The organism is Mycobacterium shigaense (genome assembly GCF_002356315.1).
GTDB classification, from domain to species: domain Bacteria; phylum Actinomycetota; class Actinomycetes; order Mycobacteriales; family Mycobacteriaceae; genus Mycobacterium; species Mycobacterium shigaense.
Map to the genome: position 1 here is coordinate 188,093 of NZ_AP018164.1, position 25,231 is coordinate 213,323.

Sequence of the window (25,231 nt, forward strand, 5' to 3'; positions counted from 1 at the left end):
TGGTTGCCGAGGCGTGGGCCAGTTCAACTATCCCACATCACCTGGTGTGGTCAGGCTCGCGAAGGAACGCAGCCGCAGACTGTTGGCGACCACGAAGAAGCTCGAGAACGCCATCGCGGCACCCGCGAGCATGGGATTCAGCAGGCCAAGCGCGGCCAGCGGGATCGCGGCCACGTTGTAGCCGAAGGCCCAGAACAGGTTCGCCTTGATCGTGGCGAGGGTCCTGCGCGAAAGCCGGATCGCGTCCGCGGCGGCACGTAGGTCGCCGCGCACCAGGGTGAGGTCCGCGGCCTGGATCGCCGCGTCGGTGCCGGTGCCCATGGCCAGGCCCAGATCGGCGGTGGCCAGCGCGGCGGCGTCGTTGACCCCGTCGCCGACCATCGCCACCACCCGGCCGTCGGCTTGCAGTCGTTTGACCGCCGCGACCTTACCGGCGGGCAACACCTCGGCGATGACCCGGGTGATGCCGACCTCGTCGGCGATGCGCCGCGCGACGGTGTCGTTGTCCCCGGTCAGCAACACCGGCGTCAATCCCAGTCGCTCGAATTGCCGGATGGCCTCGGCGGAGGTGGGTTTGACGGAGTCGGCGATCACCAGGATGCCGCGGGCGATGCCGTCCCAGCCCACCGCGACCGCGGTCTTGCCCTCGGCCTCGGCACGAACCTTAGCCTCCGACAAGGCTTTTGGAAGAGCGACGGACGGCTGCCTGCCGACGATCACCCGATGCCCTTCGATAATCCCTTGCACGCCTTGGCTTTCGGCGTTCGCAAAGTCCTCGGATGTCGGCAGCGAGCCCAGTTCCGACCTGGCACCCTTGGCGATCGCCCGGGCGACGGGGTGTTCGGAGGCGTCCTCGAGGCCCCCGGCGTAGCGCAGCAGCGTCTCACGATCGGTGTCGGCTGCGGTGATGACCCCGACGAGGGTCATCCTGCCGGTGGTGATGGTGCCGGTCTTGTCGAGCACGATCGTGTCGACTCGCCGGGTCGACTCCAGCACTTCGGGTCCTTTGATGAGCACACCGAGCTGAGCCGCGCGCCCGGTGCCCACCAGCAGCGCCGTCGGAGTGGCCAGTCCGAGCGCGCACGGGCAGGCGATGATGAGCACCGCGACCGCCGCCGTCATCGCCGCGGTGAGCGCAAAGCCGGCCAGCAGCCACCCGGCGAGGGTAGCCAGGGCGATGGCGATGACGATCGGAACGAAAACCCCGGAGACGCGGTCGGCGAGACGCTGCACGTCGGCCTTGCCGGCCTGGGCCGCTTCGACGAGCGCGGCCATCTGCGCCAGCTGTGTTTCGGCGCCGACCCGGGTGGCTCGGACGGTAAGGCGCCCACCGACATTCACGGTGGCGCCGGTGACCGCGTCGTCGGGGCCCACCTCGATGGGGGTGGACTCGCCGGTGAGCAGCGCGGCGTCGATGGCCGAAGAGCCGGACACGACCACCCCGTCCGTGGCGATTTTTTCGCCGGGGCGCACCACGAACTCGTCGCCGACCCGCAACTGGTCGATGGGGATGCGGATTTCGACGCCCGGGGTGCCGGGGCGCAGGATGTCGGGGCGCAGCACCGCGACGTCTTTCGCGCCGAGCTCGAACAGTGCGCGCAATGCGGCGCCGGCTCGGCGCTTGGCGCGCCTCTCGAAGTAGCGCCCGGCCAGAACGAAGAGTGTCACGCCCGCGGCCACTTCGAGGTAGATGTTGCCGGCGCCCGTGCTGCGCCCCGCGGTCAGGTGGAAGTGGTGATGCGTGCTCGCCTTGCCGGCGGTCCCGAGGAACAGTGCGTACAGCGACCAACCGAATGCCGACAACGTCCCGATCGAAATGAGCGTGTCCATGGTGGCCGCGCGGTGCCGCAGGTTGGCCCAGGCCGCCGCGTGGAACGGCCGGCCCGCCCACAGGACGACCGGTGCGGCGAGCGCCAGCGAGACCCACTGCCAGTAGCGGAACTGCAGGGCCGGGATCATCGCCATGGCGATCACGGGGGTGGCGAGCACCGCCGCGGCGATCAGCCGGGTGCGCAGCGAGGCCAGCTCCGGGTCGTCGGTCGCGGCCTTCGCAGCCGACTCGGCGCGGCGTCGCGGCAGGGCGGCGGTGTAGCCGGCCTTTTCGACTTCGGCGACCAGCACCCGGGGGTCGAACCCGGATGGCACTGTCACGGTGGCGGTTTCGGTCGCGTAGTTGACCGACGCGTTCACGCCGTCGAGCTTGTTCAGCTTCTCCTGGATGTGCGCCGCGCACGAGGCGCAGCTCATCCCGGCGATGTCGAGCTTGACGCTGCTCTGCTCAGCCGGTGATGCGGTCACCCGGAACATTGTGCCTGCATGCGGCCCGCGGTGCGGTCGTGCGTGTTCGCTCGTGGTCATGACGGGCCTCCCAATACCCCCAGTGGGTATTAAACGTACCCGGCAACATATACCCCCGGTGGGTAACCCAGTCAAGCGCTACCGGCTGCTCGCTGTCGCCGGACCCGAACTCGTCCGAGCCGCAGAACCCGGCGGGCTAGGCTGCGCGGTAGACCGAAGGAGACACCATGGATGTCACTGTTGTCGATCGGGGACCTCGCCAGGTGAGCCGGCGGGTCGATGTCGCCGCGCCGGCCGACGACCTGTGGGCGCTCGTCGCCGATCCCCGGCGGCATCACGAACTGGACGGGTCCAAAACCGTTCAGGGAAACCTCGAGGTGCCGGCGGAAGTCGTTGCGGGATCGAAGTTTTCGACGAGCATGAAGATGCTCGGCGTCCCCTACCGGATCACCAGCACCTTCACCGTGTTGAAGCCCTACGAGGTGGTCGAATGGCGCCACCCCTTGGGTCATCGCTGGCGCTGGGAATTCGAATCGCTCGGGCCGAGCCTGACCAGGGTCACCGAAACGTTCGACTACCGCGACGCGGGCCCGATCAAGAACACGCTGAGATACTACGAGCGGACGGGTTTCGCCAAGGCCAACGCGAACGGCATCGAGGCCACGCTGGCCAAGCTGCGCGATCGCTTCGCGCACTAGAGCCGCTCAGCCGGCCACCGGATCGGCGGCATCCCACGGGACCACGCCCGACACCCAGTGACTGAGTTGCGCGACCTCGTCGTTGCGGTGCAGGTGGCGCGGCGGGGTCGCGAAGGTCGCATAGGGCCGGCAGCGGATGACCACGCGGTGCTCCCGCGCCGACATCGCCGCGATCTGCGGCCGCGCCTCCTCGCCGAGCGGTTGGCCCGACATCCGGCCGGCCACCGCCATCATCACGTCGACCGCGAGTTCGTGATTGTCTTCGATCGTTGCGTCGGCGTAGACCTGCAGGTAGGTGAAGGGCCACCGCTCGTCGAGGACGCACAGGCTGACCTTGCCGTCGCGGCCGATGACGCGGGCTTTCCCGCGGCCGGCCATCGTGGACACGAGGAGCTCGTCGGTATCGGTCGGGATGTAGTAGACGACGGACATGCCGGGGCCGTCGTTGCGCCGGCGGTAACCGAATACGCAGGTGCGGTGGGTGCGGACGAATTCGCGGCGCTCGGACGGGAGCATGTCGCGATCGGTCGGGGCGCTGAACGGTTCCGGTGCGAGGGGCAACAGCATGACGAAACATCCTCACGTGCAAGCGTATTGATCCGGATCCGATTTACGGATACAGTGTGACCGTTATTTATCGAAGTGTCAAGCCGCGGAAGGATCACCAGTGGGCGATGGGAATACCGCCGACCGGTCGTCGTCGGGCCGATCCCGCGGGCGCCCTTCCCTCCCGGTGGACCGCATCCTGTCGGCCGCAGTCGAGCTCGTCGATGAGCAGGGGGCCGATGCGTTGTCGATGCGGTCGCTGGCGCAGCGCCTGCAATCGGGTACCGCCACGCTCTATCGTCACTTCGCCAACCGATCGGAACTGGTCTCCGCGGTAATCGATCACATCCTCGGAGAGGTCGACCTCGATCCGGAGGCACTCACCGTACTGCCCTGGCAGCAAGCCTGTATCTCGTTCGCCCAGCACATGCTCGACGCGCTGAGCCGGCACGGGAATGTCGCGGTCCTGCTGATCGAGTACACCCCGGTCGGGATGCATGCGCTGGCCATCCGCGAGGTGTGCCTATCGGTGTTGCTCGCCAACGGTTTTCAGGGAAGGGTGGCCGCTCACGCCTATGCGATGCTGGCTCGTTACGTCCTCGGCTTCGCGATCCAGCTGTCCGGCACCGCGGCGGGCGACAGCGAGCACGACGCCCGGCTGGCGGCCGCCTTTCGCGAGCTCGACCCGGCACGCTATCCCGCGACCGTCGCCGTGGCCGGCGATCTGCCGGTCCCGTTGGCCGACGAGTTCACTTTCGGATTGCGGCTCATCGTCGGCGGACTCGAGCAACTTCGGCTAAGCGGGTGAACCAAACGCCGACACGCCTCGTCTCGTCGATGATCATCGAATCGGTGCGACGAGCATCTGCGGCTACCTCGCGAACAATGATCCCCGGATGAGTTTGTTGGCCGAGACGAGCGTGGCTTCGTAGGCGGCCGGCGACGGGGCGCCCGCGCGCTCCGACAGGCCACGGTTCAGCGCGCAGATGGCCTCCACCACGGCCTCCTGCCCGGCCCCGGGCAACGATCCCGGGGGCCGCGCGCGACCGGGCCGCATGGTTGCGCCGGCGCGGACCGCCCGGAGGAAGGCGGCCAGGTCGGGGTAGTCGCGGATCAACCGCTGCGACTCGTCCAGCACCACTTCCAGTCGGTCCAGCACGTCGGCGGAGTGGGCGGCCGCGGCGCGCAATCGCGGCCTGACGATGTTCTCGATCTCGTCGCCCGTCGCCTCGAGCAGCTCGGACTTGTTCGGAAAATAGTGATAGAGGCTGGCGCTGGTCATGTCGGCGGCGCGGGCGATCACGCGGATCGTCGTCTGCGAATAGCCGACCTCGGCCACACAGCGCATTGCCGCGGTGAGGATGCGGCGGCGCGTCTGCGCGGCATTCGCGCCGACCGGCCGGCCGAGCCGTTCACGCACCGCACACCTCCGCGCCAGCCGGTCCTCATCGGTGAGACGAATATATTCCACCGTTTCGGGCGAGAAGTTGTGCAACGAAAGCCGAAGTCAGCTGATGGGAGACGTTAAGGACGACGCGATCGTCAATGACATCAGCTAGCGACGACCGGAGCTATATTCGACGGATGTCCCGGACACAGCTGGGTCGCCCCGTCGGTGCAAGTGGTGAAGAGACCCGGCAGCGGATCATCGTCGCGACCATGAGATGTGTTGCCCGCAAGGGATATTCGCGGACGACGATCCGGGAGATCGCCCGCCTGGCCGACATGACCAGCGCCAGTCTGTACAACTACTTTCCGACCAAGTCCGAACTGATCAAGGCGACGATCGCGGCCCGGGCCGAGGTCGCCATGCCGCGGCTGCGTCGGGCCGCCGCGGGCGCGGGGAACGTCGTCGACCGGATCGAAGCGGTGTTGGAGGAATCGGGCGCGTTGATGCGTGAGTATCCGGACCTGGCGGCATTCGAATGGGCGATCCGCGCCGAGAATCTGCTCGCCTCCGACCACGGCCACGCCGAAGGGTTCGAGGTGTTCCGCGCGATCATCGAGAACGCGGTCGACGACGCCCACCGCCGCGGCGAGCTGGGCGAGCACGCCGACCCGCGCGGGGCGGTGGAGGCGATCTACGCACTCGTCTACGGGCTGACCGAGCTGGCCGCCGCCACCACACCGGCGGACTACCAGGCCGCGCTGAGCGCGGCGAAGTTGCTGATCAGGGGAGCCCTTTTCACCGACTCCCCTTGATACGATCAAGCGATTGATTATCTCGTCGGCTCACGAGAAGCGGAGTCGAGACCTTGACCGAGACTGCTGACCTGACGTTCGACGTGGAAGCGTTGCGGCAGAAATATGCCGAAGAGCGCGCCCGCCGGATGCGCCCCGACGGCATCGCCCAGTACGTCGAGATCGCCGGCGAGTTCGCGCACTTCGGGGAGGACCCCTGGGTCGACGGCACGGTGGCTCGCGAACCCTTCAGCGACGAGGTCGACGTGGCGATCATCGGCGCCGGCTTCGGCGGCCTGCTGACGGGAGCGCGGTTGCGCGAGCGCGGCGTCGAGAGCGTGCGGCTCATGGACCGGGCAGCCGACGTCGGCGGCACCTGGTATTGGAATCGGTATCCGGGCATCGCCTGCGATGTCGAGTCCTACGTGTACATGCCGCTGCTGGAAGAGCTCGGCTATATCCCGACGGAGAAATACGCCAAGGGCGCCGAGATCTTCGCGCACTGCCGGCGCATCGCCGAACACTACGATCTGTACCGCGACGCGTGCCTGCAAACCGACGTCCATGAGGTCCGTTGGGAGGCGGCGTCTTCGCGCTGGATCATCCGGACAAACCGCGGCGACGAGATGCGGGCCAAGTTCGTCTCGATGGCAAACGGGTATCAAGCCAAGCCCAAGCTGCCCGGCATCCCCGGTCTGGGCACGTTCCGCGGCCACACGTTCCACACCAGTCGGTGGGACTACGGTTATACCGGCGCGGAGCTGGAACACCTGGCCGGCCGGCGTGTCGGCATCATCGGCACCGGCGCGACGGCGGTCCAGTGCGTGCCGCATCTCGCCGCGGCGGCCGGGCAGCTCTTCGTCTTTCAGCGCACCCCGTCGTCGGTGGATGTGCGGGCCAATCAGCCGACCGACCCGAAGTGGGCCGACGCGTTGGCGCCCGGCTGGCAGCGCCGGCGGATACAGAACTTCCAGATCCTCACCGCCGGTGGGCAGGCCGCCGAGGATCTGGTCGCCGATGCCTGGACGAGCATCACCCGCAAGCTGCCGGTGATGCGGCATGACAGCGAAGATGCTCGCGGCTCCGCGGACCCCGCGCAGCGGAGCCGCGACATCGAGATCGCGGACTTCGCGAAGATGGAGGAGATCCGCGCACGGGTCGACGGGATCGTCACCGACCGCGCCACCGCCGAAGCGCTCAAGCCCTGGTATGGCTACTTCTGCAAGCGGCCGTGCTTTCACGACGAGTACCTGCAGACGTTCAACCGGGACAACGTGACGCTCGTCGACACCCGCGGCCTCGGTGTGGAGCGCATCGCCGAGTCCGGAGTGGTGGTGGACGGGACGTCATACGAGCTCGACTGCCTGATCTTCGCGACGGGTTTCGAGGTCGGCACCGACTACTGCCGCCGCACCGGCTTCGAGCTGATCGGCTGTGACGGGGCGACGCTGACCGAGCACTGGCGTGACGGGGTACGCACCTTTCAGGGCTTGTGCGCCAACGGTTTTCCAAACTGCTTCATCGAGAGCATCTCGCAGGCCGGCTTGACGGTGAACTTTCCCTACCTGCTGGACGTGCAGGCAAAGCAGGCTGCCTGGATCATCGCGTGGGCCCTCGAGCACGGCGCCACCGAGGTCGAGGCGTCCGCCACCGCCGAAGCCACGTGGGTCGACACGGTTGTCGCGCGATCGGCCGCCACCGCCGAGCGGGCTGCCAGCTGTACTCCCGGCTATTACAACCGAGAGGGCAAGGCCGACGCCAAAACACGTCAGGGCAGCTTCTTCTTCGGTACGCCCACCGAGTACGCGGACATCCTGGAAACCTGGCGCGCCAAGGGTGATTTGGCGGGGCTGGACATTCGCGGCGGCGAGGTGGTGCCGTGACGAGCCGGCGCGCCCGGCTCCGATATGCCGTTGGCCGCGTCCGGGCGATGACGAGGCGCCGACCCGCACCGAGGGTCGCGATCATCGGGGCGGGCTTCGGCGGGCTGGCCACGGCGGTGGCGCTGCGCCGGGCAGGGATCGACGACCTGGTCATCATCGAGGCCGGCGACGGCGTCGGCGGCACCTGGCGGCGCAATACCTATCCCGGCGCCGCCTGCGACATCCAAAGTCACCTCTACTCGTTTTCGTTCGCGCCCAACAAGTCCTGGAGCCGCACCTACGCGCGGCAGCCGGAGATCCTGGCCTATCTGGAATCGGTGACCGACGATTTCGATCTGCGCCGCCATCTCATGCTCGACACCAGCCTGCGCGCCCTGCGGTGGGGTGGGGAGACCTGGGATTGTGAGCTCGACGGCGTCGACGGCAGCCGCACGTTGACCGTCGACGCCGTGGTCTGTGCCGTCGGGTTGTTCGGATCGCTGAGATTGCCCGAGATCGACGGGCTCGACGATTTCGGCGGTGTGCTGATGCACACCGCCCAGTGGGATCACCGCGTCGACCTGACCGGGCGGCGGGTGGCGGTGATCGGGACCGGCGCCAGCGGAGTGCAGGTGGTTCCCGAGTTGGCGAAGATCGCCGAGCGGGTGACGGTATTCCAGCGCACCCCGCCGTGGATGGTTCCCAAAGACGATCGCCCATACACCGCAATCGAATTGACGCAGTTTCGGCGCAACCCGCTGGCCGTGCCGCGCACCCGCTGGCAGATCTGGAAATTTCAGCACGACAACACCGCGACCTTCGCCGACGACCCGATCGTCGCCGCGCGCAGCGACTTCGCCACCGCATTCCTGGAACGCACCGTGTCCGATGAGCGGCTGCGGCGCGCGCTGACACCGGGCTACCCGTTTAGGTGCAAGCGGGTGCTGCTCGGCGACGAGTACTACCGGGCGTTACAACAAGACAATGTCGAGCTGGTCACCGACCCCGTCGAACGGATCACCCAGCACTCGGTGGTCACCACATCCGGCCGCGCGGTCGACGCGGACGTCATCGTGCTGGCCACCGGGTTCGAGACGTCGCGGTACTTGTCGGGCATCGAGGTCATCGGCGCGAAAAGCCAACGGCTGCACGGCCGGTGGGGCGACGATCCCAGCGCATATCTGGGCGTCGCGGTCAGCGGCTTTCCCAACTTCTTCATGCTCTACGGCCCGAACACCAACCAAGGCGGTAACTCGATCGTCTACATTCTCGAAGCCGGCGCGCGCCTGGTGGCCAGCGCGGTGAGCAGGGTGGCGCGGCGGGGCGGCTACCTGGATGTGCGCCCCGAGGCCGAAAGGCGTTACAACGAGCGGCTTTCGCGCGATCTGGAGCGCACCATCTGGACGCAGTGCGACAGCTACTTCCGCTCGCCGAGCGGGCGCATCGTCACCCAGTGGCCCTACACCGAGCTGGAGTACGCGCGTCGGACCTGGCGCCTGCGGCCACGAGATTGGCTGCACCGCAACGGCGCACCGGCGGGCCCTCGACCAGCGAATGTCGGAATCGAGCACGCCGCGCACTGATTGAACGGCGGCGAGGTTGGCGCCACGCTCACCGTGCGGGGTCGTCTGCCACCTCGATGTCGCCGGCCTTGGCGGCTGCGTGCAGTTGGTGGAAGTCGTGGAGCGACTTGTCGGCGTATGCGTATGACCATTCGGCGACCGCGTCGTGCACGGCGTTACTGGTGCCGACGTAGCCCCGCAAGATCGACGCGTTGGCGCTCTGCGCATGCGCTCGGGCCAGCAGCACCGCACAGGCAACGGTGTACTCGGAGAAGACGGCGGCCGACATCGCCTCGACGTCGATGCTGCCTTTCATGTCGTGGAATTGGCGGACGTAGTAGTCGCGGCCGTCGTTGCGGGTGGTGCCCAGAAACACATCCGACATCGCCTGCAGGATCAGCTGGCCATCGACGACCCGGACCCCCTGTCCCTTGGCCGCAACGGCTGCGGTCAGCGTGTCGGGTTGCGGCCACCCGCCGTATTCGTCGAGCACCGATCGGGTGGCCTCTTTGATCTGCAGGATCAGGGGCGTTCCGCCGGGTCCGACCAGGATGACCAGATAGCACCGGGTGCCGACACTGCCGACGCCGACGACGCGCAGCGCGACATCGGTGACGCGGAAATGCGACAGCAGCAACGCCACGTCGGCGGGGACGGCAGCGAGATACTCCCCGACCGACGCCACCAAAGGAGCTTCGATGTCCTGTTCCACGTGCTGTAGGACGGGTGGTGCCTCCCGAAGACGCGGAGTACCGTCTGGCCCAATCATCATGATCTGCTTGAAGACTCGGGCTGACGTCCGAGTGCGGGCCCGCGAGATCGTCTTCTGTATCACGGCCTGCAGGCCCTTGGACACCTTGCCGGTGTAATGCTCGGGTTCTACCCGCAGGTAGTAGCGGTCGACAACGTTCATCTCCTCGAGCATCGCTTCGAGACTGGTTTGATAGCCCGTCAACGCCTGTTCGACACAGCGGCGGATAGCCTTGGCCGGGTATCCGGCGTGGCGGCCTCCGATGATGGCGCTGGTGATCAGGCGTTTGACATCCCACTCGGCGGGTGCCACCGCAGCCTCGTCGAAGTCGTTCAAGTCGAAGACAATTGATCGGTGCGGCGCAGCGTACAAGCCGAAATTCGACACGTGCGCGTCACCGCAGCACATGATCTCGATGCCGCTCGACGGGCTCGCCGCCAGGTCGGCAGCCATGACCGCGGCCGAACCTCGGTAGAAAGAGAACGGATCGGCGAGCATTCGGGCAAACCGGAGCGGGACGAGTTCGCTTAGCCGCCCGGAATTTTGGTCGACGAGAATTTCCGTGGCCGTCCGCACGGACGGGGTCAACTGTCCCAGTGAGCGCCTGGGCACGGTCTTGCGCAGTGCCCGGCCGCGAGCGACGTCCTCGCCCGGCACCTCGAGATCGATCAGGCGGTCACGCAACACCGGTTGCGGCATTTGACCAGCATAGTTTCCGCGCGCATTTGCGTCAGGCTGATTTTCAGGGCTGTCCGAAAGTGGCCTGTTGGTTAACATCGGCAAAAGTGCTCGATGCCAGACTCCATGCTGGTCGATCGCGTGAGGGGACGGCCGTCGATGTCAGAAACGCCGCCGTTGACTCGGCGCGCGCCGGCGTGGCGGCGCATTCCCTGGCTCAACATTCTCGGCGTGGTCGCCATCGTCTTCGCTGCGACCGCGCTCGTGGTCAAGAACGTGCCCTCGGCCAGTAGAAACCAGATCCTCAATGTCTCCTACGATCCGACGCGCGAGCTGTACGCGGCGATCGACAGGGCGTTCATCCCGCAATATCGCGCGCGCACCGGAAATACGGTGGAGGTCAAGGAATCCCACGGTGGTTCGGGCCGCCAACTGCGCAGCGTGCTCGACGGCAGTCAGAAGGCCAGCGTGGTGTCGCTGGCGTTGATCAGCGATATCGACGCCTTGAGTAAGCGGGGGCTGGTCGCTGCGAACTGGCGACAGCGCCTGCCGAACGGGTCGGTGCCCTACACCTCGACCATCGTCTTCGTCGTTCGCAAGGGCAACCCGAAGGAGATCCACGACTGGCCCGACCTGATTCGCCCGACCATGTCGGTGGTGTCCCCGAATCCGCGAACCTCCGGCAACGGGCAGTTGAGCATCCTCGCGGCGTGGGGCTCGGTGACCACGCGCGGCGGCAGCCCGGCGCAGGCGGGCACGTACCTGAGGTCGTTGCTGCAGCACGTGGTGGTCTCGGACGCCGGGGCCCGCGGTGCCGGCGACAGCTTCACGATCGCGAAGACCGGTGACGTCCAGCTGACCTGGGAGAACGAGGCGCTGCGCGAGGTCGCCGCCAATCGCGACGAGCTGCAGGTTGTCTATCCCCCGGTGAGCATCCTCGCCGAGCCCGCGGTGGCCTGGGTCGATGCGAACCTCACCGACCCCAGGACGGCGACGTACGCGAAGGCGTACCTGGATTACTTGTTCAGCGATGCCGCGCAGGAACAGGTGGCTCAATACGGCTACCGGCCGTTCAAGGCGGAGGTGCTGGCCAAGCACGCCGACCGGCTGCCCGCGCTGACGCTGTTTCCCGTCAGCGCCATCGCCAAGGATTGGACCGACGCGCGCGAACAGTTCTTCGGCAGCAACGGAATTCTCGACACGGTCTCGTCGGCGCCGCCGGGTGCGGTGTCGGGCATCTAGCGAAAGACGAAACACGGTGGCCCTCACTCTGAATTACGACCTCGTGAAGGGCCGGCACGATGTGATCGCCGGCCTCACCGTCGCCGCGATCTCCTTTCCCCAGGCGATGGCGTACGCGCTGATCGCCGGCGTCGATCCTCGGTTCGGTGTCTACTCGGCGATCGTCGTCACGATCGTCGCGTCGATTTTCGGGTCGTCGTCACACCTGATCAACGGTCCGACGAGCGCGATATCGCTGCTGGTGTTCACGGCGTTGGCCTTCATCGACTCGGAGAACAGCACGGAGCTGTTCGAGGGCCTGTTCTTGTTGGCGGTCCTCGTCGGCGCGTTTCAGATCGTGATCAGCCTGTTCAAACTGGGCAACCTGACGCGTTACATCTCCGAGTCGGTCATCGTCGGATTCATGGCGGCCGCGGCATTCCTGCTCGCCGTCGGGCAGTTGGGCAACGCGCTGGGCGTCCACGACAAGGGCAACGGGCATATGCAGGTCCTGCGCCGCCTATGGCTGACCCTGTTCCACGGCGATCAGTACAACTACCGTGCGCTGGCGCTCAGCGCCGGGGCGGTGGCCCTGGCCGTAATTTTGCGAAAACTGGTGCAGCGCTTCGGTTTACCGCAGATCGATATGCTGGCAGTGCTGATCATCACGGCGTTGGTCGCCTACTTCGCGGGATGGTCGATTCCGGGAGCCAACGGGCACACCGCGGTGTCGGTGGCCGCCAAGATCCCCCGGAGCCTGCCCACGCCGCACGTTCCCGAGGTGAACACCGAGTGGCTGCCGCACCTGTCGACGGGCGCGCTGGCCATCGCCTTCGTCGGCATCATCGAAGCGTTGTCCATCGCCAAAGCCATTGCGTACCAGACCCAACAGAAGATCGACTACAACCGGCAGATCATGGCCGAAGGCCTGGCCAATCTGGCGGGCGGCTTCTTCCAGAGCCTGCCGGGCTCGGGTTCGCTGTCCCGATCGGCGATCAACTTCCAGTCCGGCGCCAAGACGAGATTCTCCGGAATCGTCTCGGCCGCAACGGTGGCCGCCGCGCTGTTGCTGTTCGCGCCGTTGCTGCGCTATGTGCCCCAGGCGGCACTGGCCGGGCTGCTGCTGGTGACCGCCGCACGGCTGGTCGATTTCAAGCGCTTGGTCTACACCCTCAAGGCGTCCCGCTATGACGCCGGTCTAGTGATAATCACAGCCTTCACCGGGGTGGCCATCGATCTCGACAAGTCGGTGCTGCTCGGCGTGATCCTGTCCATCGCCTTGTTCGTCCCGCGGGCGGCCAAGCTGAAGGCCAAGGAACTTACCGTGACACCCGAACGTGTGGTACGCGAACGCATCCCCAGCGACCCGCCGGACCCGTCGATCGTGATCTACGACCTCGAAGGCGAGCTGTTCTTTGGGGCGGCACCGGAATTGGACCGCTATCTCCTGGACCTCAGCAAGCGGATCGCCGCCGACGACGTGAAGTTCGTGGTGCTGCGGCTCAAACGGGTGCGCAATCCCGACGTCGTCTGCATCGAGCGCATCGAGCACTTCCTGCGCGCGGAGACCGCGCGCGGCGTCACCATACTGCTGGCCGGGGTGCGCCCCGACACGCTGCACGTCTTGAACAACGTGGGCTTCCAAGACTGGTTCGACGCCGACCATGTCTTCGCCGAACAGGACGAGGAGTACTCGGCGACGCTGAAGGCGGTGCGATACGCCCACAACAAGCTGGCCGAGCTCCAACTCAAACCGCCGTTCACCTCAGCCCCGGAGCTCGCCCCGCACACCGAGCTCTACTACCTCGTCTAGCCGGCGGCGGCCGCCCGGGCTCGTTCTGTCATCGAGGCGACGACGCCACCATCGTTGAGGATGTCGGCGCCGGTGAGGTAGCCGGCCTTGTCGCTGGCGCAGAAGGCGAGCAGCTCCGCCATCTCCTCGGCCTTTCCCCACCGCGGGACAGCGGCGTCGGCGACCATCGCCCCGGCCCCGGCCTGCTCCTCGAGCCGGCCCATCTCGGTGTCGGTGGAGCCCGGGGACACCGAAACGATGCGTAGTCCGCGCGCGTTGAACCGCTCGGCCTGCGACTGGCTGTACCACTTCACGAAGGTCTTGCTCAGGGCATAGGCGATGCCGGATCGGAACTCTTCCGGGGCTATCTCACACGCGGTCAACATCGCGTCGAAGAAAGCGTCAGTGTCGTTGAGCGCCAGCGGGAATTGCCCAAGGGGAATCACCTCGACAGGCAACACGTGCGCCGCCATCGATGCCACGTTGACGATCACCGAGCCCTCGTCGGCCGTCGCGTGGAAGGCCTCATTGACGTGGATCGTGCCGATGGCATTGGTGCGCATGACGTAGTCCGCGGCACCCATGCTTGGGCTGACTCCCGCCGTGTGAATGACCGAGGCGAGGGTGCCGAGGGCCTTGGCGGTGTCGAGCAGTTCCGCGACGGCGGCCCGATCGGTGACATCGCAGTTGACGGTCGTCGCCTCGATGCCGAGATCCTTAAGCGTGGTGGCCGCGCCGTCGAGCCGATCCTGCCGGACGTCGCAGAGGACGACCGTGTGGTCGCGGCCAACGACCTTCGCCGTGGCCAGACCCATGCCGCCGACACCGCCTGTGATTACCGACACTCGAGTCATATCTGCGACCGTATATGCACCGCGGCTACCCGGCGGGGCCGGGTTCCTCGGCCAGATGGCGGGGGTGACCGGTGTGCAGGATGGCCGTGCCCACGAATGGCGCCCGCACGGTGGCGCCCAGGTAGCGGTGGTTGACGAGCAGCCCGCCGGCGGCGATCACGCCGTAGACACCGCAGAGCACCAGTCGGCCCGGGGTCGAGGTGACCGGGAATTGCACGAGGAACAGCACGAGCAGCGCCCAGGCGGACACCCGGCCGAACCGCAGCGCCAGGATCACCGTGACGCCCATCAGCGTCTGGATCGCCGTCAGCAGGACCTCCTCGACCTGGCGCGCATCGAGGTCGAGGGAGAAGCCGCCACCGCCCAGCAGGTGCGCGATCGGCAACGAGCCGATCAGCAGCGTCCACTGATTGACCTTCGACGAGATCAGCGTCGCGATCGCCGCGGTGCCCTTGCCGCGCGAGGCGAAGATGGTCGCGATGATGAATTCCGGGGCCTCCGAGGCCAACGGAGCGAGCCACTGCACCAACAGGAACCGGTCGATGCCCAGCTCGGTGCCCGCCGCGACCAGGTTGTCCGCAAAGGGCTTCGCGCACAACAGGATCACCGCGCCCGACACTACGAACAGGCCGCCGACGATGATGCGCCGGAGCAGGTCCGAGAGTGCCCCGAGGGCGGCGGCGGTGCCGATCAGGTCGGGCTCCTCCACGTCCCCGTGGCTGATCTTGTAGAGGTAGAAACCGAACCAGGCCAGCAGCGCCAGCCCGAGCGCGAAGTGAATTTGACCGGTTGCCGGAATCGCGAACGCCACCACGCCGGCGAACAGCAGGAAGCCGAGCTCGACGCGGTTGGCGGGCTCCAGCGTCAGGCCGGTGGGCTTTCCGGCGCCGGACTTGCGCGCCACCACAATGCTGACCAACACCACCACCGGCCAGCCCAGGCCCATCAGCAGCCGGTTCGATCCGGTCATGTTAGCCGCCGCGTACTGCGTGTACTCGGGATTGTGCCCCGATACGTACGCGTAGTAGAGGTCGACGGCGTACTCGGGCAGTACCGCGACCAGCGCCAGCGCCGCGATCGCTAGTCCGCCCGCGACGTCGATCTGGGCTGCCTCGGCTCCCCACGCCAACAGGAAGCTCGCGGCCACCACCGCGGCCCCGTAGAGCACCAGGGCGGCAACCGGGTCGAGATGCAGGCCGGCAATGCGCACCACCATCGCGGGGACGATGAACACGGCGGTGACGACGGCCGAACGGGTCAGAGTGCGCCAGGGCGCCCGGGCCCCCGCCGCCGCGGCGGCAACGGGCCTGTCGGTGGCAAGCATCGTCATCCTTCGGTCGACGGGGCCGATCATCAATCGCTAGGTCGGTTCGCGGCCGTGGCTTGATCTGCTCGCTCACGCTACCTGGCCCTCGCGGTCCCAGCAACGCGGCGAGAGCGCCAAGTGGTACCGACCGATGCCTCGTCTTTGCTGCATAAGGGCCACAATAGCGAAAGTTAGGGCCGCCTAATTCCAAGTTTTGGCAAACCGTCTCCGCCGAGTCCGGGGTTGCAGCTGGGAGTCTGCAGCGATCGGGACCCATCGCCGCGGCGGCGGCCAGGGTGAGCAGCTCGACGATCTGCTTGCGGCTCAAGGCGGCCATCATTTGCAGGGCGGCACGCAGGTCTTCGCCCAGCATCCAGGTCGGACCGTTGGTCAGGTTCGCGAATGCCTCTGAGCGGGATCCGGATGCAGTGCCTCGCGTCGTCTAATCGGAGTCGTAGGCATTGAGTGTCACGGCAACCATGGAAAAGCAGCCCACCAGAAACACGATCTCGGCGGCCCCTTGCTCGCCGAACCGATGCACCGCGGCGCGATAGGTGGTGTCCGGAAGGGTCCCACCGCGGTTGAGCGCGGCTGCCATGTCGTAGGCGACCCGCTCGTCATCGGTCAGGTCCGCTGGCCGTTCGCCGGCGACGACGGTTGCGATTTTGTCCTCGGGCAGCCCGGCACGGCTCGCGAAGTATTCGTGGCCGCGGATCTCGTAGCGCGCTCCGAATTTCGCGCCGGTGACGAGGATGACCAACTGATGAATCGCGGGGGGCAGCGCGGCTTTTTCCCACAGCGACTTGTTGAAAGCCCAAGCCGGCGCGCCAAATTGGGGAAAGTGCAACCAGCCGTTGAACGGACCGATGAGCGCGCCGTCCTGCCGGCAGGCCACGAGTTCACCGAAGCCACTGTCGATTACGGCGCGCATGTCGCTATAGAGAGCCTGCTGCGCCGCGGTCAGACCGCTCGGCGGCAACAACGGAAGTCGCATGCGGCACCCCTTAGGTGATTACGGTTGGTTACTCCAGCAAATCCCGCAGCGGTCGGCGTCGCCACGATGCGTTTTCGACCGCTCTTAAGTGCAGCTTCCCACCGCAGCTGGGGCCACCTAGGCTCGTCGAATGGAGCTGCGGCAATTACGCTACTTCGTGGCGGTTGCCGAGGAGTTGCACTTCGGGCGCGCGGCCACCCGGCTCCACCTCTCGGGACCGGCTTTGTCCCAACAGATCATCGCTTTGGAACGCGAGCTGGGAACTGATCTGTTCGTGCGAGACCGGCGCGGCGTCCAGTTAACCGAAGCCGGACGCACGTTCCTGCCGGACGCGCGCGGGATATTGGCCCAGGCCGACGATGCCAAACGCCGGCTGCAACGGGCGGCAAGCGAAAGTGCGCCGCTGCGGCTGGGATACGTCAGCTGGTTGCCAGACGACATCAACTCCCTGGTCGGGCACGCGGTGGCGCTGCGCGTCGACGATTGGGTCTTGCCGTCGCACGCGCAGGTCGACCGGGTGGCGGAGGGCACGCTCGATGTCGCGCTGGCGTGGGTGACCGCTGCGCACGCCAGTCGGCGTGGACTGGCCGCACACCTGCTGCGCGCGGAGCCACTGCGTGCTGTCGTTCCGGGCATGAGTTCGACCGAACCCGTTGCTGCCCAACAACTAAGCGTATTGATCGATGCCGACGAGTCGGCGTGGTCGTCGTGGAATCAGTTCGCCCTGGAATTCGGCGATTACGCCGGCGCACAGGTGGTCCGGATCGACGACGGCGGCATCACCGGAGACGCGTTCTACGCCCACGTGCGCAAGATCGGCGCGCCGGTGCTCGCCTCACCGAAGCGCAACAACGCGGTGATCCCGCCCAGTCTGGGTCAGCGTCCCGTCACCGAACCCGTTCCACTGTGGACATGGTCGTTGGTGCATCGCCAGGACGACGCACGGGCGGGGGTGCTTCGTGTCGTGGATTCCTTGCTCGCGGCCGGGCGCGGCCACGGCTGGCCGATGCCTCCCACTGGGCGGTGGTGGGCGCCCGCCGGCGACCCACACCGGCGTGCTCTCGTTGCGGGCGCTGACCAGCGGTAGAAAGTCGAACCGAGCACAGGTAAGAGGTCGGTTCTGGACGCCGGATCGTCACCGCGCTTGAGTGGGAAGCGTTGGCGGAAGGGCTGACTTATGGGGCAACAGTATGTGGTTCGGGATATTGGAAAATTCGTCGCCGGTGCCGAGGCCTCGGATTTGGTTGGTCGCTCGCGGAGGCAGCTGAAACGCAATGTGCTGGACAGCATCGCGTGCGCCGTCGGCGCGCTGGACGGTGAGCTGATCGGCACGATTCGTGAGCACGCGGCCCAGTTCAGTGGCGTCCCCACGGCGACATTGGTCGGCGGCGGACGCGCCTCGGTCGACCAGGCCGCCTTTTTCAACTCCGTGCTGGTGCGCTACCCCGACCTGCTCGACACCTATCTGACGGCGGGCGGATTGTGCCATCCCGCGGACAACTTCGGCGCCGTCCTTGCCGTGGCCGAGTACACCGGCGCCAGCGGCGCGGACTTCCTGCTCGCTTTGGCGGTCGCCTACGAAGTCCAATGCCGCTTCAGCGCAAAGGTTCCTGTGATGGCGCGCGGCCTCAACCATGCGCTGCAGCTGGCGATGTCGGTCGCCGCGGGATCGGCGAAGCTGCTGGGATTGGGCGTCGATCAGACGGCCAGCGCTATCGCCGCCGCCGCGGTTGACAACGTATCGCTGGCGGCCGTGCACGCCGAACCGGTTTCGAACTGGAAGGGCATCTCGCCGGCCATCACCGGCATGCGCGCGATCTATGCGACGATGTTGACCGGCCGCGGCATCACCGGTCCTGACGCGCTATTCGACGGGCCGTACGGATTGGCTCAACTTTTCGGTGAGCCAATCGATTTCGATGCCGACGATCGGCCGCTGACCGCGGTCGAGCAGACCTATCTCAAGCAGTACTGTTCGTTGATCCACGGCCAGGCGATCGTCGACGCCGTGTTGGCTATCCGCACCGAGAACCAGCTGAGTGGCCAGGACGCCGCGAGTGTCACCTTGGAGGTCTTCCAGGGTGCATATGACTTCGCCGGCGGGGGAGCCTATGGCGCCAAAGATCACCCGCGGACCAAGGAGCAGGCCGACTACAACCTCAAATATCTCAGCGCCGTCGCACTGATCGACGGCGGGGTGGGCCCCGAACAACTTGAAAGCAAACGGGTTACGCGCGCCGATGTCCAGGACCTGCTGGCCAGGGTCGAGGTGCGGCCGGCGGCCGACCTGACCGCCGACTATCCGCGTCGCACCGCGGCCCGCGTGCATGTCAGGACGCGCGACGGGCGGGAATTCAGCCGCGAGGAAACCGATTACGAGGGATCGCCCACCCGACCGATGTCCTGGGAGCGGGTGGTGGACAAATTCGACTGGCTCGCGGAGCCGTTCTGCGGCGCCGCGTTGCGCGCCGACATCGTGGCTGCCGTCGCCCAGATCGACGAGATCCCCATCACCGAGCTCACGGCGCTTCTCGGTGCGGTGAGCCCGGTCGCCGCGGGCCCACGATCGAAGCCCCGTTTCTGAACTACGCGCGAGTCCCCTTGCGCGGCTCGCCGCCGGCGTTCGATGATCGGCCATGCGTAAAGATCGCGGCATCAACCGCTGGGAGCTGGTCACCTGCGCGGTGCAGGGACATGTCACCTACGCACCGGACGAGCAGGAATTGGCCGACCGCCTCAGCGGCACGACCGGGTTGGGCGAGGTGTGGCGCTGCCTGCGCTGCGGTGAATTCACTGTCGGCCAGCCACACGGCCGTGGCCGTGCCGAGGACGCGCCAATGATCATGCGCGGCAAGGCTTTACGCCAAGCGATCGTCATCCGAGCGCTCGCCCTCGAGCGGCTGTTGCGGGCCGTGGTCATCGCCCTCGCCGCCTACGCCGTGTGGAAATTCCGCGGCGCGCGGGGGGCCATCCAGGAAACCCTCGACCGCGACCTGCCGGTCTTTCGCGCCGCGGGCTTCCGGGTCGACCAGATGACCGCCGTGCACGAGCTGGAGAAGGCGTTGGCCGCCAAACCCTCGACGTTGGTATTGCTGACGCTCGCGCTGACCGTATACGCGCTGATCGAGGTCCTCGAGGCGGTGGGGTTGTGGTTGCTCAAACGCTGGGGTGAGTACTTCGCGGTGATCGCCACTTCGGTATTTTTGCCGCTGGAGATTCACGACCTGGCCAAGGGCATCACGATGACGCGGCTGGTGACCTTCGCGATCAATATCGCCGCGGTGCTCTATCTGTTGTTCTCCAAGCGACTGTTCGGTCTGCGGGGCGGCCGCAAGGCTTACGACGAGGAACGACGCGGTGAGCAATTGCTCGACGTCGAGCGGGCCGCCGCGGCGAGCTGATGCCTCACCGCCGGGGGGAGATGAACACGCCCTCCGCCTCGACCGTTTTGCCGTCGTCGTCGGCCAGGTGACCGACGGAGAAAGTTTTGACCCCCTCGGTGCGCTCGACGCGAGCCTCGACCCGCAGGCGCCGGCCCAGTGCGGTCGGGCGCCGGTAGCGCAGCGTGAGCGTTCCGGTGTACGCGGGGCGGCCTGGTTGGTGCGCCGTCGCGCCCAACACGTGGTCGAGGATGAGGGCGGACACGCCTCCGTGCACGTGGTGCGGTGGGCCCTCGTAGGGCGCGCCGAGTTCGAACTCCGACCACACCAGCCCGTCGGGATCGTGATGGAGCACTAACGGCGGCGCGACGGGATTGCGCAGACCGACCACCGCGTTGCCCCAGGCGATGGTCCGGCCGTCGGGCAGATCCTGCACACCAAACGGCTCCGACCGCGCCGAAACTTTCAATTCCGCAGTGGCGCTGTCGATTTTGTCCTTGACCGCTGCTATGGTCATGGGGTCGGCTTCGGTGCGGATGCTGATGTCAACGAGGCGGCGGATTGATTCGGCCAGCGGGCCGAACACCGATCCGAGTCGGCTGTCATCAATGCAGAGTTCGTCAGACATATAGGCAACCTAACATTCTGTCGGCTGACGAGCCTGATGAGCGGCCCCGGCTTCCCTACCTGTGCGCTAGGCCACAAGCGGGCTTATCGCGGCGTTCACCGATGTCCTGCACACTTGTAAAGCAGCCGAGGTGCAACTTGACGGATCGGCCAGTTCGGCCGAACGAAGGAAAGGTCGCGACTGTGTCAACACTGCAGACCTGGATCAACCAGAATTCAACCAACCTTGACGTGGTGACCCCCATCAAGGAACGCGCGTGCGACGCGCTCGCCGCCGTGCTACGCAGCAGGCCGCGCCGGGCGAAGGCGGACTCGCGGGTCATGCGTAAGGGCGTCGAGCGCTGCTGAGCGGTCGACGGCGTTGCAGGTCCGCGACCTGCTGACCGATCGATACAATTCGCGCGGTGACAATCGGCGTCATTTGTGACATCCCGCAGGAGTGGGCACACCTGCGCAGCGTGCTGGCGGGTCCCGGCCGGCAACACGTTGCGCACACCACCTTTGACAGCGGCGAGCTTGACGGGCATCGCGTGGTGCTGGCCGCCACCGGCATGGGCAAGGTCAACGCGGGACTGGTCGCGACGCTACTCCCGACCGAGCGGCTGGGCTACCCGGTAGCACCCGCGACCGGCTGCACCAGGATCTGGGCGGCCTCGCCGTGGAGATGCAAGGCGGTGCGGCGGCAAGGGTCTGCGAGGCCTTCGGTATGCCGTGGCTGGTGATCCGCGCGCTGTCCGATCGGCCGGTGCCAACTCCGGCCTGGACTTCAACCGGTTCGCCGCGGAGGTCGCCGTCAGCTCGGCCCGCGTCCTGCTGCACCTGCTGTCGGTGCTGGGCTGAGTGCGTCGCCAGCGCGTTCGCGTTCGCGGCGCCGGGCTCGCGAGGCCCGCAGATTCTCGGCGTTACCGCATGTCTTCACGTTGTGCCAGACGCCGCTGTTGTTCTTCGAACGGTCATAGAACGTCGAATCGCAGCCGTGCCGCTGGCATTGCTTGAGCCGTCTGAAGGTGTCGGCCTGTTGGCTCAGCAGGATCTCCGCCCACAAGATCGACGCCAGCCAGCGCCAGCCGCTGCCGGCCGGCTTCAGTTGCACCCGATTGCCGCATAGCCCGAACGACGCCGACACGGTGCCCACGACCGAGTCGTCGACCTGCTCGCCGCGCACCAGCTTCGCGATCGTGTCACGCAGGGCGCGCAACTTGGACAGGTCACCCTCGGTCAGGGCGGGCACCGTGGCAGGAACGCCGCGCAGCGCCGACCACGTCCGCGACGCCCCCGCCGACCACTGCTGGGCGAGCGGCCCGTCGGCCAGCAAGTCTGGGCCGTAGTCGCCGATCCCGACGGTGTTCAGGAAATCCTGCACCAGCCCGAGCCCGCCGGGAGCCGTGGCGAGTTCGTAACGGTGTGACGCAGGCCATTGAGACATATCCAAACTCTACTTGACTATGTCAGATCCGTCAATTAATTTGACAGAATCAAACAAGCTTCATCTCAGTCAAAGGAGGACGAGTCATGGTCAACATCAAGGGGTCGACGGTCGTAGTCACCGGTGGACAGCGGGGTCTGGGCAAGGCCATTGTGGCGGCGTTCTTGGCGGGTGGTGCCGCAAAGGTGTACGCGACCGCACGCACGCCCAAGACCTCCGACGACCCGCGCGTGGTGCCCGTCGAGCTCGATGTCACGAAGCCGGAATCCGTTGCAGCCCTGGCTGTTACGGCGGCAGATGCCGATATCGTCGTGAACAACGCGGGCGTGCTTGGAGCCGCGAAGCTGCTCGACAGCGACATCGAGGAGGTCAAGGCGGTGTTCGAGACGAACTACTTCGGCGCGCTCCGGGTCGCCAAGGCCTTTGCGCCGATCCTGGCTGAAAACGGCGGCGGGGCGCTGGTGAACGTCAGCTCCGTGCTGTCCTGGGTCGGCGGCTTCGGCGGCTACGGCGACTCGAAGGCCGCCATCTGGTCGCTGAGCAACTCCCTGCGCATCGAGCTCGAGAAGCAGGGCACGCTGGTCACCAGCGCGCACCTGGGGTACACCGAGACCGACATGACCACGGGATTCGACGTCCCGAAGAACGACCCGCGCGACGTGGCCCGCCAGATCGTGGATGCTGTCCGGCAGGGCGACTCGGAGGTGCTCGCCGACGACATGACGCGGCAGTACAAGGCCATGCTGTCCGGACCGGCTGAGGCGCTGCGCGCCTGACGCTTCCCGATTCACCCGACTGGGGGCCGGCACGATGCCGGCCCCCAGTCGCGCGCTCGACATGTTTGGATTGGCCTATGACCGAACCCGAACAAATCGTGAGCGCGACCCGGGCGATTTCTGCCAGCGCCGACACGATCTTCGAGCTGATCGCCGAGCCGTCCAACCAGCCGCGCTGGGACGGCAACGACAATCTCGCCTCGGCCGCGCCCGGCCAGCGCGTCCGCCAGATCGGCGACGTGTTCAAGATGACGCTGACCAACGGCGCGGTCCGCGAAAACCACGTGGTGGAATTCATCGAGGGCAGCAAAATCGCTTGGCGCCCAGCCGACCCCGGCAAGCAACCGCCCGGTCACCTGTGGCGTTGGGAGCTGAGCCCGATCAACGCCACGCTGACCAACGTGACGCACACCTACGACTGGTCCGCGCTGACCGACCGGAACCGGATGGAAAAGGCACGCGCGACGACACCGGAGATGCTGCGCGAGTCGATGGACAAGCTGGCGATGCTCGCCCAGTCCGCCGCTTTCTGAGGGCGGCGGGCATGTCGCTTCCGGCACCGGCGCCCGACCGTGCGGCCATTGTCACCGGTGCCTCCTCGGGCATCGGCGAACAGCTGGCCGGGATCCTCGCCCGGCGCGGCTACCAGGTGGTGCTGGTCGCCCGCAGCGCCGATCGCCTCGACCAGCTCGCCGCGCGGTTAGGGCCGGGGGCACACCCGTTACCCGCGGACCTGTCCGATCGGTCCGCGCGGGCGAAACTCCCCGACCGCGTCGCAGGCCTCGGGTTGACTGCCGACATCCTGGTCAACAACGCCGGGTTTTCGACCTTGGGAGTGGTCGCGAAAGCGGTTCCGGAGCAAGAGGTCAACCTCGTCGAGGTCGACGTGGCCGCGGTGGTCGACCTGTGCAGCAGGTTCCTGCCCGGCATGGTGCAGCGTGGGCGCGGCGCGGTGCTGAACGTGGCCTCGGTGGCGGGCTTCGGCCCGTTACCCGGCCAAGCCGCGTACGGCGGCGCCAAGGCATTCGTCCTGTCCTACACGCACAGCCTGCGCGGCGAGCTGCGCGGCACCGGCGTCAGCGCGACCGCGCTGTGCCCCGGGCCGGTGGACACCGGGTTCGGTGACGCGGCCGGCTTCAAGAAGGAAGAGGCCGAGGCCGCGCTGCCCCGGGTGATGTGGATTCCCGCCGACCAGGTGGCCCAGGCCGGGATCGACGGCCTGGCCGCCGGCAAGGCGGTGGTGGTGCCCGGCCGCGTCAACCGGATCGCGGCAGCGTTTTTCCGGATTGCCCCACCGGAGTGGTTGTTGCCGGTGCTGAGGCGCGGCCACCCGGCCTTCAAAAACGCCTAGCCGTTCTTGGCGCGTATCGTCTGGAACATCCCGAAATTGTTCACCCGCACGGCGGCAAATCCGATGTCTTCCAGGATGTCCGCGATCTCGTCCTCGCCGAAAGCGTGCGCCCCGATGTCAGGCAGTAGCCGCCACAGCCGGGCCGCCCGCCCCGCGGTCGGGACCATGATGGCTAGCCTCCCAGCCGGGCGCAACACCCGCGCCATCTCGGCGAGGGCAGCGGCCGGATCCGGCACCAGTTGCAGGACGGCCATCGATACCACGGCGTCAACAGTGTTGTCGCGCAGCGGAATTCGTTGCGCGTCGGCGCGGATGAAGCCGACGCGGGGGCCGGCTTCATTGTGGACGGCCCGGGCCAGCATCGCCTCGGAGATGTCGAGGCCCAGGGCCAGTCCGTCCGGACCGGCGCTGCGCGCGAGCGCCGAAGTGACGTTGCCCGGACCCGAGCCGACGTCCAACGCGACCCCGCCCGCCGGGATGTTCAGCCACTCGGCGGGATGCTGAAACGCGGTCAGCAGCCGGCGCGATATCGCCTGCGCGTTGTCGTAGAGCATCGACCCGAGCGGGGATGCCCACGCCGCCTGGATGGGGCCGGTGTTCTTCGCGACGGTGTCGCCCGCGGCCGCGCCGATCAGATCGAGGTACCCCTTGGTCACGTCCGGTGCCGCCGGCGGGTCGGCCAGCAGCTCCATTGCGCGGCGCAGTGCGGGAGGAAGCGAGATGTGCACGTCGGTCATGCGTACTCCTTCGGGCAAATGCCAAGCCGTGCGCGGAAATCGGAGTGGGATCGGCAACGCTGACCGACCCCGACAGCAGCCTACGCCCGGCGATCGGGCGTCTCGACTCGTCGTGAAGTGGCCTTCGTCGACGCTGCGTGACCGCGTGTTCGCGTACCAGCGCGCACAATTGCATATCGGGCTCGTGGCGC

24 protein-coding genes and 2 pseudogenes are annotated in these 25,231 nt (G+C 67.0%); 15 read left to right on the forward strand and 11 right to left on the reverse strand.

The features are described 5' to 3' along the window. Nucleotides 1-27: 27 nt before the first annotated feature. Nucleotides 28-2,307 carry a heavy metal translocating P-type ATPase gene (locus MSG_RS00900; protein ID WP_096436289.1) on the reverse strand — a complete coding sequence of 760 codons (2,280 nt, stop codon included), beginning with the start codon at nucleotides 2,305-2,307 and terminating at the stop codon, nucleotides 28-30. Nucleotides 2,308-2,525: 218 nt separating this feature from the next. On the opposite strand from MSG_RS00900, the gene MSG_RS00905 reads away from it, so the two are divergent. Further along, nucleotides 2,526-2,996: an SRPBCC family protein gene (locus MSG_RS00905; protein WP_096436291.1), complete on the forward strand. Its 471-nt coding sequence runs from the start codon at nucleotides 2,526-2,528 to the stop codon at nucleotides 2,994-2,996. A 6-nt stretch (nucleotides 2,997-3,002) separates the two neighbouring features. On the opposite strand, the gene MSG_RS00910 is transcribed toward MSG_RS00905, so the two are convergent. Continuing rightward, complete coding sequence (locus MSG_RS00910; RefSeq protein WP_096436293.1) at nucleotides 3,003-3,563, reverse strand: pyridoxamine 5'-phosphate oxidase family protein; 561 nt, start codon at nucleotides 3,561-3,563, stop codon at nucleotides 3,003-3,005. 166 nt (nucleotides 3,564-3,729) lie between these two features. Between MSG_RS00910 and MSG_RS00915 the strand changes: the two genes are divergently transcribed. Further along, the gene (locus tag MSG_RS00915; protein ID WP_096436295.1) at nucleotides 3,730-4,350 is read left to right on the forward strand and encodes a TetR/AcrR family transcriptional regulator; all 621 of its coding nucleotides are present in this window, start codon (nucleotides 3,730-3,732) and stop codon (nucleotides 4,348-4,350) included. A 63-nt stretch (nucleotides 4,351-4,413) separates the two neighbouring features. Here the strand turns inward: MSG_RS00915 and MSG_RS00920 are convergent, their stop codons facing one another. Continuing rightward, nucleotides 4,414-5,037 (reverse strand): TetR/AcrR family transcriptional regulator, encoded by a 624-nt coding sequence (locus MSG_RS00920; RefSeq protein ID WP_331716599.1) that lies wholly within the window; start codon nucleotides 5,035-5,037, stop codon nucleotides 4,414-4,416. 89 nt (nucleotides 5,038-5,126) lie between these two features. Between MSG_RS00920 and MSG_RS00925 the strand changes: the two genes are divergently transcribed. The 3 genes from MSG_RS00925 to MSG_RS00935 are packed head-to-tail and all read left to right on the forward strand — an operon-like array spanning nucleotide 5,127 to nucleotide 9,168. Then, entirely contained in the window at nucleotides 5,127-5,744 is a 618-nt protein-coding gene (locus tag MSG_RS00925) for a TetR/AcrR family transcriptional regulator (protein ID WP_096436297.1), read from the forward strand. A gap of 53 nt (nucleotides 5,745-5,797) precedes the next feature. Beyond that, the gene (locus tag MSG_RS00930; protein ID WP_096436299.1) at nucleotides 5,798-7,606 is read left to right on the forward strand and encodes a flavin-containing monooxygenase; all 1,809 of its coding nucleotides are present in this window, start codon (nucleotides 5,798-5,800) and stop codon (nucleotides 7,604-7,606) included. 47 nt (nucleotides 7,607-7,653) lie between these two features. After that, nucleotides 7,654-9,168, forward strand: a complete 1,515-nt coding sequence (locus MSG_RS00935; protein WP_181159197.1) for a flavin-containing monooxygenase — start codon at nucleotides 7,654-7,656, stop codon at nucleotides 9,166-9,168. 28 nt (nucleotides 9,169-9,196) lie between these two features. Here the strand turns inward: MSG_RS00935 and MSG_RS00940 are convergent, their stop codons facing one another. Continuing rightward, nucleotides 9,197-10,597 carry a DUF2252 domain-containing protein gene (locus MSG_RS00940; RefSeq protein WP_096436303.1) on the reverse strand — a complete coding sequence of 467 codons (1,401 nt, stop codon included), beginning with the start codon at nucleotides 10,595-10,597 and terminating at the stop codon, nucleotides 9,197-9,199. Nucleotides 10,598-10,735: 138 nt separating this feature from the next. Between MSG_RS00940 and MSG_RS00945 the strand changes: the two genes are divergently transcribed. Next, on the forward strand, nucleotides 10,736-11,818 hold the full coding sequence (locus MSG_RS00945; protein ID WP_096443882.1) for a sulfate ABC transporter substrate-binding protein: 1,083 nt from the start codon (nucleotides 10,736-10,738) through the stop codon (nucleotides 11,816-11,818). Between the two features lie 16 nt (nucleotides 11,819-11,834). Beyond that, the gene (locus MSG_RS00950) at nucleotides 11,835-13,610 is read left to right on the forward strand and encodes a SulP family inorganic anion transporter (protein ID WP_096436305.1); all 1,776 of its coding nucleotides are present in this window, start codon (nucleotides 11,835-11,837) and stop codon (nucleotides 13,608-13,610) included. Here the strand turns inward: MSG_RS00950 and MSG_RS00955 are convergent. From MSG_RS00955 to MSG_RS00970, 4 genes and pseudogenes are all read right to left on the reverse strand, one after another. Continuing rightward, a complete protein-coding gene (locus MSG_RS00955; RefSeq protein ID WP_096436307.1) occupies nucleotides 13,607-14,443 on the reverse strand; it encodes an SDR family oxidoreductase in 837 nt (278 codons plus the stop codon). The two genes, MSG_RS00950 and MSG_RS00955, sit on opposite strands and share 4 nt — an antisense overlap. Before the next feature lie 25 nt (nucleotides 14,444-14,468). After that, nucleotides 14,469-15,767 carry a sodium:proton exchanger gene (locus MSG_RS00960; RefSeq protein ID WP_232011135.1) on the reverse strand — a complete coding sequence of 433 codons (1,299 nt, stop codon included), beginning with the start codon at nucleotides 15,765-15,767 and terminating at the stop codon, nucleotides 14,469-14,471. A 247-nt stretch (nucleotides 15,768-16,014) separates the two neighbouring features. Beyond that, nucleotides 16,015-16,161 (reverse strand): annotated as a pseudogene (locus MSG_RS25965) (SDR family NAD(P)-dependent oxidoreductase); the annotation flags it as partial. 30 nt (nucleotides 16,162-16,191) lie between these two features. Continuing rightward, nucleotides 16,192-16,731, reverse strand: a complete 540-nt coding sequence (locus tag MSG_RS00970) for a carboxymuconolactone decarboxylase family protein (RefSeq protein ID WP_232011136.1) — start codon at nucleotides 16,729-16,731, stop codon at nucleotides 16,192-16,194. Nucleotides 16,732-16,873: 142 nt separating this feature from the next. Here MSG_RS00970 and MSG_RS00975 point away from each other — a divergent pair, with 142 nt between their 5' ends. The 3 genes from MSG_RS00975 (at nucleotide 16,874) to MSG_RS00985 (ending at nucleotide 20,144) form a co-directional block, all read left to right on the forward strand. Continuing rightward, nucleotides 16,874-17,830, forward strand: coding sequence for a LysR family transcriptional regulator (locus MSG_RS00975; protein ID WP_096436313.1), 957 nt, complete (start codon nucleotides 16,874-16,876; stop codon nucleotides 17,828-17,830). A gap of 90 nt (nucleotides 17,831-17,920) precedes the next feature. Further along, nucleotides 17,921-19,327, forward strand: a complete 1,407-nt coding sequence (locus MSG_RS00980) for an MmgE/PrpD family protein (protein WP_096436315.1) — start codon at nucleotides 17,921-17,923, stop codon at nucleotides 19,325-19,327. Nucleotides 19,328-19,379: 52 nt separating this feature from the next. Then, complete coding sequence (locus MSG_RS00985) at nucleotides 19,380-20,144, forward strand: DUF2127 domain-containing protein (RefSeq protein ID WP_096436317.1); 765 nt, start codon at nucleotides 19,380-19,382, stop codon at nucleotides 20,142-20,144. Nucleotides 20,145-20,148: 4 nt separating this feature from the next. Here the strand turns inward: MSG_RS00985 and MSG_RS00990 are convergent, their stop codons facing one another. Beyond that, nucleotides 20,149-20,751: a PaaI family thioesterase gene (locus MSG_RS00990; RefSeq protein ID WP_096436318.1), complete on the reverse strand. Its 603-nt coding sequence runs from the start codon at nucleotides 20,749-20,751 to the stop codon at nucleotides 20,149-20,151. Nucleotides 20,752-20,933: 182 nt separating this feature from the next. Between MSG_RS00990 and MSG_RS25055 the strand changes: the two genes are divergently transcribed. Together MSG_RS25055 and MSG_RS00995 are read left to right on the forward strand one after the other, a co-directional pair. Next, complete coding sequence (locus MSG_RS25055) at nucleotides 20,934-21,098, forward strand: hypothetical protein (protein ID WP_162899122.1); 165 nt, start codon at nucleotides 20,934-20,936, stop codon at nucleotides 21,096-21,098. Between the two features lie 56 nt (nucleotides 21,099-21,154). Further along, nucleotides 21,155-21,590: pseudogene (locus tag MSG_RS00995) on the forward strand (5'-methylthioadenosine/S-adenosylhomocysteine nucleosidase). On the opposite strand, the gene MSG_RS01000 reads toward MSG_RS00995, so the two are convergent. Next, nucleotides 21,544-22,176 carry a CGNR zinc finger domain-containing protein gene (locus MSG_RS01000; protein ID WP_170063129.1) on the reverse strand — a complete coding sequence of 211 codons (633 nt, stop codon included), beginning with the start codon at nucleotides 22,174-22,176 and terminating at the stop codon, nucleotides 21,544-21,546. The pseudogene MSG_RS00995 and the gene MSG_RS01000 sit on opposite strands and share 47 nt — an antisense overlap. A gap of 86 nt (nucleotides 22,177-22,262) precedes the next feature. Between MSG_RS01000 and MSG_RS01005 the strand changes: the two genes are divergently transcribed. The 3 genes from MSG_RS01005 to MSG_RS01015 all read left to right on the forward strand — a co-directional run bounded on the left by MSG_RS01005 (nucleotide 22,263) and on the right by MSG_RS01015 (nucleotide 24,303). After that, on the forward strand, nucleotides 22,263-22,952 hold the full coding sequence (locus MSG_RS01005; protein ID WP_096436320.1) for an SDR family oxidoreductase: 690 nt from the start codon (nucleotides 22,263-22,265) through the stop codon (nucleotides 22,950-22,952). A 77-nt stretch (nucleotides 22,953-23,029) separates the two neighbouring features. Continuing rightward, nucleotides 23,030-23,485: an SRPBCC family protein gene (locus MSG_RS01010; protein WP_096436322.1), complete on the forward strand. Its 456-nt coding sequence runs from the start codon at nucleotides 23,030-23,032 to the stop codon at nucleotides 23,483-23,485. Between the two features lie 11 nt (nucleotides 23,486-23,496). Continuing rightward, nucleotides 23,497-24,303 carry an SDR family NAD(P)-dependent oxidoreductase gene (locus MSG_RS01015; protein ID WP_096436324.1) on the forward strand — a complete coding sequence of 269 codons (807 nt, stop codon included), beginning with the start codon at nucleotides 23,497-23,499 and terminating at the stop codon, nucleotides 24,301-24,303. Here MSG_RS01015 and MSG_RS01020 read toward each other — a convergent pair. After that, the gene (locus MSG_RS01020) at nucleotides 24,300-25,040 is read right to left on the reverse strand and encodes a methyltransferase domain-containing protein (RefSeq protein WP_096436326.1); all 741 of its coding nucleotides are present in this window, start codon (nucleotides 25,038-25,040) and stop codon (nucleotides 24,300-24,302) included. The genes MSG_RS01015 and MSG_RS01020 overlap by 4 nt on opposite strands. Between the last annotated feature and the right edge of the window lie 191 nt (nucleotides 25,041-25,231).

What these genes read in the sequence shown, in the direction of transcription:
- MSG_RS00900 (WP_096436289.1), bottom strand. Translation starts at nt 2,307, where the DNA reads ATGTTCCGGGTGACCGCATCACCGGCTGAGCAGAGCAGCGTCAAGCTC.
- MSG_RS00905 (WP_096436291.1), top strand. Translation starts at nt 2,526, where the DNA reads ATGGATGTCACTGTTGTCGATCGGGGACCTCGCCAGGTGAGCCGGCGG.
- MSG_RS00910 (WP_096436293.1), bottom strand. Translation starts at nt 3,563, where the DNA reads ATGCTGTTGCCCCTCGCACCGGAACCGTTCAGCGCCCCGACCGATCGC.
- MSG_RS00925 (WP_096436297.1), top strand. Translation starts at nt 5,127, where the DNA reads ATGTCCCGGACACAGCTGGGTCGCCCCGTCGGTGCAAGTGGTGAAGAG.
- MSG_RS00935 (WP_181159197.1), top strand. Translation starts at nt 7,654, where the DNA reads ATGACGAGGCGCCGACCCGCACCGAGGGTCGCGATCATCGGGGCGGGC.
- MSG_RS00940 (WP_096436303.1), bottom strand. Translation starts at nt 10,597, where the DNA reads ATGCCGCAACCGGTGTTGCGTGACCGCCTGATCGATCTCGAGGTGCCG.
- MSG_RS00945 (WP_096443882.1), top strand. Translation starts at nt 10,736, where the DNA reads ATGTCAGAAACGCCGCCGTTGACTCGGCGCGCGCCGGCGTGGCGGCGC.
- MSG_RS00955 (WP_096436307.1), bottom strand. Translation starts at nt 14,443, where the DNA reads ATGACTCGAGTGTCGGTAATCACAGGCGGTGTCGGCGGCATGGGTCTG.
- MSG_RS00960 (WP_232011135.1), bottom strand. Translation starts at nt 15,767, where the DNA reads ATGCTTGCCACCGACAGGCCCGTTGCCGCCGCGGCGGCGGGGGCCCGG.
- MSG_RS00975 (WP_096436313.1), top strand. Translation starts at nt 16,874, where the DNA reads ATGGAGCTGCGGCAATTACGCTACTTCGTGGCGGTTGCCGAGGAGTTG.
- MSG_RS00980 (WP_096436315.1), top strand. Translation starts at nt 17,921, where the DNA reads ATGGGGCAACAGTATGTGGTTCGGGATATTGGAAAATTCGTCGCCGGT.
- MSG_RS00985 (WP_096436317.1), top strand. Translation starts at nt 19,380, where the DNA reads ATGCGTAAAGATCGCGGCATCAACCGCTGGGAGCTGGTCACCTGCGCG.
- MSG_RS00990 (WP_096436318.1), bottom strand. Translation starts at nt 20,751, where the DNA reads ATGTCTGACGAACTCTGCATTGATGACAGCCGACTCGGATCGGTGTTC.
- MSG_RS01000 (WP_170063129.1), bottom strand. Translation starts at nt 22,176, where the DNA reads ATGTCTCAATGGCCTGCGTCACACCGTTACGAACTCGCCACGGCTCCC.
- MSG_RS01005 (WP_096436320.1), top strand. Translation starts at nt 22,263, where the DNA reads ATGGTCAACATCAAGGGGTCGACGGTCGTAGTCACCGGTGGACAGCGG.
- MSG_RS01010 (WP_096436322.1), top strand. Translation starts at nt 23,030, where the DNA reads ATGACCGAACCCGAACAAATCGTGAGCGCGACCCGGGCGATTTCTGCC.
- MSG_RS01015 (WP_096436324.1), top strand. Translation starts at nt 23,497, where the DNA reads ATGTCGCTTCCGGCACCGGCGCCCGACCGTGCGGCCATTGTCACCGGT.
- MSG_RS01020 (WP_096436326.1), bottom strand. Translation starts at nt 25,040, where the DNA reads ATGACCGACGTGCACATCTCGCTTCCTCCCGCACTGCGCCGCGCAATG.